This is a genomic window from Microbacterium sp. H6 (assembly GCF_003314775.1).
GTDB classification, from domain to species: domain Bacteria; phylum Actinomycetota; class Actinomycetes; order Actinomycetales; family Microbacteriaceae; genus Microbacterium; species Microbacterium oxydans.
Genome location: NZ_QOAY01000203.1, coordinates 1 through 321 on the forward strand (window position 1 = coordinate 1; position 321 = coordinate 321).

1 pseudogene is annotated in these 321 nt (G+C 70.4%); it reads right to left on the bottom strand.

The annotated features are described in order from the left end of the window. Positions 1-321 (bottom strand): annotated as a pseudogene (locus DSP71_RS23850) (hypothetical protein); the annotation flags it as partial.

The following is a 321-nucleotide window of genomic DNA, read 5'->3' on the forward strand; positions in this document are numbered from 1 at the left end:
GTGCTCGCCGAAGAACGGCACGAGCGCGGGGGAGTCGGCTCCGCGGACAGGGGTGTCGCCGTGCCCGGCTGCCGTGACCCGGTCGAGCGCCACGGCGAGGGCGGCGAGGGCGGCGAAGTGCGCGTCGACGTTCAGGCCGTCGTGCGCGAGCCAGGAGATGTGCTTCTCGACCAGGGCGAGAGCACGTGCCTCGTTCCCGGTGACGGCTGCGAACACGATGTTGTTGGCGACGATGCGCAGGTTGTCCGGGTTGTCCTTGGCGAGGCGGTAGCTGCGCAGGTGGGCTGTCTTCGCCTCCTCGAGACGTCCGGCGCGCAGATA